Origin of the sequence: Frigoribacterium sp. Leaf44, assembly GCF_001421865.1 — a bacterium.
Taxonomy (GTDB): Bacteria; Actinomycetota; Actinomycetes; order Actinomycetales; family Microbacteriaceae; genus Frigoribacterium.
In genome coordinates this window covers 79,813-87,627 of the sequence record NZ_LMLG01000005.1, presented here as the reverse complement: position 1 = coordinate 87,627, position 7,815 = coordinate 79,813, and the positions used below count along the sequence as shown (strand labels likewise).

General features: G+C 73.4%; 7 protein-coding genes. 2 read left to right on the top strand and 5 right to left on the bottom strand.

The window, feature by feature from the left end; all coding sequences use genetic code 11:
- Positions 1-40: 40 nt before the first annotated feature.
- Together ASE87_RS07690 and ASE87_RS07685 are read right to left on the bottom strand one after the other, a co-directional pair.
- A complete protein-coding gene (locus tag ASE87_RS07690) occupies positions 41-1,126 on the bottom strand; it encodes an alkene reductase (protein WP_043593206.1) in 1,086 nt (361 codons plus the stop codon).
- Between the two features lie 105 nt (positions 1,127-1,231).
- Complete coding sequence (locus ASE87_RS07685) at positions 1,232-2,488, bottom strand: MFS transporter (protein ID WP_056227331.1); 1,257 nt, start codon at positions 2,486-2,488, stop codon at positions 1,232-1,234.
- A 22-nt stretch (positions 2,489-2,510) separates the two neighbouring features.
- Here ASE87_RS07685 and ASE87_RS07680 point away from each other — a divergent pair, with 22 nt between their 5' ends.
- Positions 2,511-3,086, top strand: a complete 576-nt coding sequence (locus ASE87_RS07680) for a TetR/AcrR family transcriptional regulator (RefSeq protein ID WP_056227328.1) — start codon at positions 2,511-2,513, stop codon at positions 3,084-3,086.
- 52 nt (positions 3,087-3,138) lie between these two features.
- Here the strand turns inward: ASE87_RS07680 and ASE87_RS07675 are convergent, their stop codons facing one another.
- Entirely contained in the window at positions 3,139-4,083 is a 945-nt protein-coding gene (locus ASE87_RS07675) for an NAD(P)-dependent oxidoreductase (protein ID WP_255350920.1), read from the bottom strand.
- A 27-nt stretch (positions 4,084-4,110) separates the two neighbouring features.
- The gene (locus ASE87_RS07670; protein ID WP_056227325.1) at positions 4,111-4,860 is read right to left on the bottom strand and encodes a 1-acyl-sn-glycerol-3-phosphate acyltransferase; all 750 of its coding nucleotides are present in this window, start codon (positions 4,858-4,860) and stop codon (positions 4,111-4,113) included.
- 393 nt (positions 4,861-5,253) lie between these two features.
- Here ASE87_RS07670 and ASE87_RS07665 point away from each other — a divergent pair, with 393 nt between their 5' ends.
- Positions 5,254-5,727, top strand: a complete 474-nt coding sequence (locus tag ASE87_RS07665; RefSeq protein WP_157489745.1) for a hypothetical protein — start codon at positions 5,254-5,256, stop codon at positions 5,725-5,727.
- Here ASE87_RS07665 and recQ read toward each other — a convergent pair.
- Positions 5,688-7,808: a DNA helicase RecQ gene (recQ, locus tag ASE87_RS07660; protein ID WP_082452477.1), complete on the bottom strand. Its 2,121-nt coding sequence runs from the start codon at positions 7,806-7,808 to the stop codon at positions 5,688-5,690. The genes ASE87_RS07665 and recQ overlap by 40 nt on opposite strands.
- Positions 7,809-7,815: the final 7 nt, after the last annotated feature.

The window sequence follows — 7,815 nt, the reverse complement described above, 5'->3', positions numbered from 1 at the left end:
GTTCGTCGCACGGAACGGGGTTCGCGGGGCGGGCGACCGACTAGCGGTCGGCGTGCTGCAGGGTCGGGTAGTCCGTGTAGCCCTCGGCACCCTCGGCGTAGAACGTGGCAGGGTTCGGCTCGTTGACCTCGTGGTCGCCCTGCCAACGCTCGACCAGGTCGGGGTTGGCGATGGCGAAACGGCCCACGGCGACGGCGTCGGCCTGGCCGTCCGCGACCTCGGCGATCGCCTCGTCGCGCGTGGTGATCTGGCCGAACCCGCTGTTGGCGACGAAGGCACCACCGAAGCGCGTCCGCAGGTCCTGCACGAGCTCGCCGCGCAGGTCGGCGTGCAGCACGCTGAGGTAGGCGAGGCCGAGCGGGGCGAGTCCCTCGACGAGCGCGCGGTAGACGGCGGTCACGTCGGCGACGTCGGTCTCGACGACGTCCTGGATGTTGTGCATGGGCGACAGGCGGATGCCGACGCGGCCGGCACCGATCGCCTCGGCCACGGCGGTCGCGGTCTCGATCGCGAGGCGGGCACGGTTCTCGGGGGTTCCGCCGTACTCGTCGGTGCGGACGTTCGAGACGGGCGAGAGGAACTCGTGCAGCAGGTAGCCGTTGGCGCTGTGGATCTCGACGCCGTCGAGCCCGGCCTCGAGCACGGCGCGCTTCGACGCGGCGACGATGTCGGCCGTGACCTGGTGCACCTCGTCGGTGGTGAGGGCGTGCGGCACGGGGAAGTCGACCTTGCCGGCCGAGGTGTGCACCTGACCGTCGATGGCGATCGCGCTGGGGCCGACGATGCGGTCGGTGCGGGTGATGTCGGTGTGCGAGACGCGACCGCCGTGCATGACCTGCATGACGATCTGGCCGCCCTCGGCGTGGACGGCGTCGGCGACGCGCTTCCAGCCGGCGACCTGCTCGTCGGTGACGATGCCGGGCTGGCCGTCGTAGGCCTTGGACTCCTGCGAGGGGTAGGTGCCCTCCGTCGTGATCAGGCCGAAGGAGGCGCGCTGACGGTAGTGCTCCACGACGACGTCGCCGGGGATGCCGGCGTCGCCGGAGCGCAGACGGGTGAGGGGCGCCATGACGACGCGGTTGCGCAGCTCGAGCTGGCCGAAGGTGGCGGGAGAGAAGAGGTCCAAGGGTGGTCCTTCCGAACGGTGGGTCGCCCTCGGGCGGGGGCGCCCGTGAGGCAACCCGGCGGTTGCACGCTGCATTCCCCGCCGGGTGCCCCGACACCTGGGAAGTCACCGAGCACCCTGGTCGCGGGCAGGGACGTCCGCCACGTCCCGGGGTCTGAGACGACCGAGGCCCGCCGCGAGGAGGGCCGCGAGCGCGGCCAGGACGAACGCCGTGCCGTAGCCGGCTGTGTCGACGAGCGCGCCCAGGCCGACGGCCCCCACGGCCTGGCCCAGCACCAGCAGCACGAAGAGCAGCGCCGTCCCGCTCGCGGCCCGCTCGGCGTCGATCTCGGCGGTCCAGGCGATGAGCGCACCCGTCGCCGCCGTGTAAGCCCAGCCGAACGCCGCGCAGGCCGCGAACGCCACCGGCACGACACCGGGCAGGGCCGCCGCCCCGGCGGTGCCCGCCGCCATCACGGCCAGGGTGAGCGTCCAGACCGTCCCGGGGGCCAGGCGTGCCAGCGGTCGGGCGGTGACGATGACGGCCGTGCCTCCGGCGCCGAGGCAGACCCAGGCCCCGACCGACAGCTCGGCCGCCACCCCGGTGTCGACCAGCAGGGTGCGTCCGTAGTTCCAGACCGCGGCCGAGGCGGCACCGGCGAGCAGCGCCCCGAGCAGCACCCACCGGTGGGCGACGAACCACGACTGCGGCGGCAGGAGGCCGCGGGGACCGGTCGGGCCGAGGCCCGTGGCGCCGCTCGGGCGGGCGGTGTCGGCGCGTGCGACACCGGTGGTGCCGTCCGCGACGAGGGATCGAGCGGAGGAGGCGCGGCGGTCGAGCACGAGGACGGCCCCCGCCGCCGCGACGGCTCCCCCGGCGGCCACCAGCCAGGCGAGCCGCCAGTCGGGCAGCAACGCGAACGCCAGGAGGCCCGCCGCCATCAGTCCCGGCCCGGTGCCCGCGTTGACGACCGTCTGGGCGCCCGCCTGCCGCACGTCGTCGAGACCGCGCTGCAGCACGCGCACGAGCGCGGGCGAGGCGAGCCCGGCACCGGCCGAGCCCAGCACGGCCGCGAGTGCGAACGGGACCACGTCGGGGGCGAGGGCCATGCCCGTGGCCCCGACCCCGGCCGTGGCGCCCGCCGCGACGACGAGGGCCCGGGAGTGGCGACCGGCCGCGGCGAACCCCGCCACCGCGCCGGCCACGTAGGCCAGCGAGCCTCCGGACGAGACCGTTCCTGCGACACCCGCGTCGAACCCGAGGTCGGCCTGCATCTCGTGCAGGTACAACCCGTAGGCGAGGCGCACCAGACCGTAGGTCACGGCGATCAGGGCCGTGCCGGCGGCGACGAGCCCGACGTCATTCGAAAACGTACGTTTCATTTTGACAGCCTAAGCTGTCCGCATGCCCCTGCGCCCGGCCAGCGAGAAGAAGATCCTCGACGCCGCCGACGAGCTGTTCTTCACGAACGGCATCGCGGCGACGCCCGTCGACGCCGTCCTCGCCCGCGCGGGCGTCTCGGCGGCGACGATGTACCGCGGCTACCGCAGCAAGGAGGCGCTGGTCGCCGCAGCGCTGACCCGTCGCCACCACGACTGGCTCGCCACCTGGGACGCCGCCGTCGCCCGGCACGACGAGGCCGGCCCGCGCCTCCTCGCGGTCTTCGACGCGCTGGACGACTTCCGGTCCCGCCCGACGGGGGCCCGCTGGTGTGCCTTCCTCGCCTCGGCGGCCGAGTACGTCGATCCGCCCGCCGACGTCGCCGAGGCCGTGCGGCTCGACACCGAGTCGCTCCGCACGCGACTCACCGACCTCGCCCGCCCGCTCGTCGGTGGGCAGGCCGAGGCGCTGGCCGAACACCTGTTGCTGGTCGTGACGGGCGACCTCGCCATGCGTCTCCGCGAGCCCGCGCGTGACACCACGACCGCCCGTGCCGTCGCAGCCGCGCTCGTGGCCGCCGCGGGCGGTCAGGGACGCTGACACCCCAGGAACACGCCGAGACCCTTCCGCGCGCGCGAGGGTCTCGGTGGTTTCAGGGGGTCTCGGCGGAACCGTTCCGGTCGAAGCCGGTGCGGACCGCGGCGATGTCGTCGCCGCCGTGGCCCTGCTCGGCAGCCGAGGCGTACACACCGGACAGCGCCTCGAGCAGGCCGGTGTCGAAGCCCGTGCCCTGGGCAGCCTCCTGCATGAGGTCGAGGTCCTTGCGGATGCCGTCGAGCGCGAACTGGGCCGGGTACTCGCCCGCGATCATCGTCGCGCCCTTGAGGTGCGCGTACGGGGTGTCGGACTGGCCGCCGTCGATCGCGCCGAGGAAGAGCTGCGGATCGAGGCCGAGGGCCTCCGTCAGCGCGAGCGACTGGGCCGTGGCGGCGGTGATCGTCGCGATCCAGGCATTGGCGGCGAGCTTGAGCGCCGTCCCCTGCCCGACCGTGTCGCCCGCGATGATCGTCTTCGATCCCATGGCGTCGAGCACCGGACGCACGGCGTCGAGCAGGGCTTCGTCGCCGGCGGCCAGCATGACGAGCTTCCCCGTCGCGGCCGGCTTCTTCGTGCCGAGCATCATCGCCTCGACGAGCCGGAGCCCGTGCCCGTCGGCCGTCCGGACGACGCGCGCCGTGTCGGCCTCTCCGATCGTGCTGGTCTGCACCCAGACGGCGTCGGGCCGGCTCGCGCCGGCGGCCTCGTCGAGGACCTCGAGCACGGCGTCGCCGTCGAACAACACGGTGACGACCACGTCCACACCCTCGACCGCCTGACGCGCCGTGTCGGCGACCACGGCGCCCTCGGCGGCCAGCGGCTCGGCCTTCGACCTCGTGCGGTTCCAGACCGTGACGTCGAACCCTTCGCGCAGCAGTGTTCCCGCCACGCCCTGACCCATGATGCCCGTCCCGAGCACTGCGACCTTCATGGCTCCGACGCTACGCCCGGAGCGGGCGAGCGGCGCGGGCGAGCAGCGCGGGCAAGCAGCGCGGCTCAGGCGAGCGGCGCGGGCGAGCAGCGCGGCTCAGTCGAGCGGGTCGGGCCCCACGGGGTCGGGCCGAATCGCGCGGCGCACCCGCGCGACGACCGACGGAGCCGGCGGATCGTTGTACGAGCCCGCCTCGACCTGCCCGCTGAGCCGCTGGATCGCCGCCATCACCTCGTCGGTCGCGTGCCGACGAGCCCGACCCGACTTCGCCTCACCGTGGCGCGAGAGGTCGATGGGCTCGCCGAACTCGACGGTGACCTTCCGGAGGCGCGGGAGGCGCGTGCCCGCGGGCTGCAGTTCCTGGGTCCCCGTCAGGGCGACCGGCACGACCGGGGCCCCGCTCGTGAGCGCGAGCCAGGCGACGCCCGTCCGGCCGCGGTACAGCCGCCCGTCGAGGGAGCGCGTCCCCTCGGGGTAGATCGCGAACGCGTCGCCGTCCGTCAGCTTGCCGAGACCCAGGTCGAGGGCGTGCTGCGCGGCGGACCCGGCCCCTCGCTCGACACCGATCGCGCCGATGCCCGTGAAGAACGCGCGCGACGCACGACCCCGGAGACCCGAGCCGGTGAAGTAGGCGTTCTTCGCGAGGAACGAGACCTGACGGGGTGCCATGAGGGTGATCACGACGCTGTCCATGAACGAGAGATGGTTGCTGGCCAGGATGACGGCACCACGTCGCGGGACGTTGCGTCGCCCGATCACCCGGGGACGCCAGACCACACGCACGAGGGGTGACAGGACCGATCGGCTGAGCGTTGTGAGCACGCTCCACTGTGCCCGACGCCACATTCCCCGAGGCGCATGACTCGCCCCCGCGCCTCACCCGGGGCCCCTCGACACCCACCCGCACCACCCGATTCGGGGAACAACGGGTGTCCCCCTCAGGGAGGATTGCCGCCGACGGAGCCGCGCCCTATCGTCGGAGACCGACCGAAACGGGACGCTCGTCCGGTTCACGACCCTCCGGCGAGTCCTCGTCGGGGGATCGGCCCGAGACCCGGGACGAGCGCCGCGACGCACCGCCCGACCCCGAGGGCGGTGGTCCGGCCGGACGAACGGTCGGCCTCCCGCGTCCCCGACTCCGACAGCCGGGGACGACCGCGGACCACCCCGGCACCCCTGGTGCCCGGAGTGCCCGGCATCATCGCCCGACGACAGCCCCGACGACCCGAGAGGACCGCCTTGGACGACGAGACCGTGACCACCCGCCCCTCGCGCCTGCCGTTCGTCTTCGGTGCCACCGCGCTGATCTCCACCTACTTCGCCGTCACCAGCATCGTCGGCGCCGGCACATCGGTCGGCGTCGGTCTCACCGCGACGGTCGTGGCGACCGGCCTCTACGGGCTGTCGGCGATCGTCTGGCTCGCGCTCGTCGTCGTGGCGGTCTCGTCGCTCCGTCGGACGCGACGAGGTGCTGCGCTCGACCGGACGAGCATGCGCTTCATCGGGTTGGCACCCCCGGCGGGCGGGGCCGTGCTGCTCGCCGCGGCCTACGTGGCCCGCATGAACGGACAGCCGTTCTTGGGCGGGTTCTCGGCCATGGTGATCACGACGGTCGCCCTGGTCGTCCTGTCGCAGGCGTTCCCGCTGCTCGGCTTCGGCCCGTCGACCCCGGGTCAGCGCCAGTCGTCGGGCGGCGGCGGCGCGTCGTCGTAGGGATCGAACGGAGCATCGGACGGCAGGTCGTAGAGATCGTCGGCCGGCACCTCGGGCACCTCGTCGACCGCGGGCGGTGCGGCACGGCGGGCACCACGACCGGCGGACGGAGCCGTCGACGTCGTGCGAGGAGAGCGGGCCGTGGCGCTGCCCGCCGCGGACACCGACGCCGTCGCGGGCGTGCCGACGGCCGCCGCCTCGGCCGGGGCGGTGCCGCCCACGACGGCGAGCACCTGCTGACCGTACGTGTCGAGCTTCTTCTGGCCGACGCCGCTGATGCCCGCCAGCTGGTCGAGCGAGGTGGGCCGTTCGGACGCGATGCCCCGCAAGGTGACGTCGCCGAACACGACGTAGGCCGGGACGCCCTGCGCCCGGGCGACCCCGGCGCGCCACTCGCGCAGGGTCTCGAACAGGGCGGCGTCGTCGCCGGTCAACTCGGCGGCACCGCGTGACGAACCGCGGCTCGACGAACCCGAACCACCCCGCCCGCGGGCCGAGCGCACCGGGCGCTCGGGCTCGCGTCGCAGCCGGACGGTGCGGCCGCCCGAGAGCACCTCGCCCGCGGCGTCGGTCAGCAGGAGCGTGCCGTACCCGTCGGGCGAGACCGCCAACAGCCCCTGGGCGAGCAGCTGTCGGACGACTCCCCGCCACTCGACGTCGCTCAGGTCGGTGCCGATGCCGAAGGTGGACAGCTGCTCGTGGCGGTTCTGGAGGACCTTGGGGGTCGACTTGCCGACGAGGATGTCGACGATCTGGCCCGCGCCGAACTGCTGGTTGCGCTCGCGCTTGAGCCGGACGACCGTCGAGAGCAGCTTCTGGGCGGGCACCGTGCCGTCGAGCGACTCGGGCGGCGAGAGGCAGGTGTCGCAGTTGCCGCACGCGGTGCTCGCCTGCCCGAAGTAGCCGAGCAGCTGCACGCGTCGACACTCGACCGTCTCGCACAGGGCGAGCATGGCGTCGAGGTGGGCGCCGAGCTTGCGGCGGTGCTCGGCGTCACCCTCGGACTGGTCGATCATGCGTCGCTGCTGCACGACGTCTTGCAGTCCGTAGGCCAGCCACGCCGTCGAGGGCAGGCCGTCGCGGCCGGCACGGCCGGTCTCTTGGTAGTAGCCCTCGACCGACTTGGGCAGGTCGAGGTGTGCGACGAAGCGCACGTCGGGCTTGTCGATGCCCATGCCGAAGGCGATGGTGGCGACCATGACGATGCCCTCGTCGCGCAGGAACCGCGCCTGGTTGCGCGCCCGGGTCTGTGCCTCGAGGCCCGCGTGGTAGGGCAGCGCCGGGATGCCCTGCTTGACCAGGAACTCGGCCGTGCTCTCGACCGACTTGCGGGACAGGCAGTACACGATGCCGGCGTCGCCGTCGTGCTCGGCGCGGATGAACCGCAGCAGCTGCTGCTGCGGGCCGTCTTTCGCCTCGATGCGGTACTGGATGTTGGGGCGGTCGAAGTCGGCGACGAAGTGCTTCGCGTCGTCGAGCTCGAGGCGTCGCGAGATCTCGCGGTGGGTGGTTTCGGTGGCCGTCGCCGTCAGGGCGATGCGCGGCACGTCGGGCCAGCGCTCGTGCAACACGGACAGTTCGAGGTAGTCGGGGCGGAAGTCGTGGCCCCACTGCGCCACGCAGTGGGCCTCGTCGATGGCGAAGAGCGAGACGTGGCCCCGGTCGAGCAACGACTTGGTGGACTCGAGCTTGAGCCGCTCGGGCGCGAGGTAGAGCATGTCGAGCTCGCCCTCGACGAACGCCTGCTCGACCGCACGACGACGGTCGGGGTCTTGCGTCGAGTTGAGGAACGCCGCGCGGACGCCGACGGCCTCGAGGGCGTCGACCTGGTCTTGCATCAGGGCGATGAGCGGCGAGACGACGATGCCCGTGCCCTCGCGGACCAGGGCTGGCACCTGGTAGCAGAGCGACTTGCCGCCACCCGTCGGCATGAGCACGAGGGCGTCGCCGCCCTGGACCACCTGGTCGATGATCTGGGCCTGCTGGCCACGGAACTCGTCGTAGCCGAACACCCGGTGCAGCACGTCGAGGGCTGCGGTGGGGGCGTCGGGGGCCAGGGCGGGCGAGGCGGTGGTGGTCACGCGACGA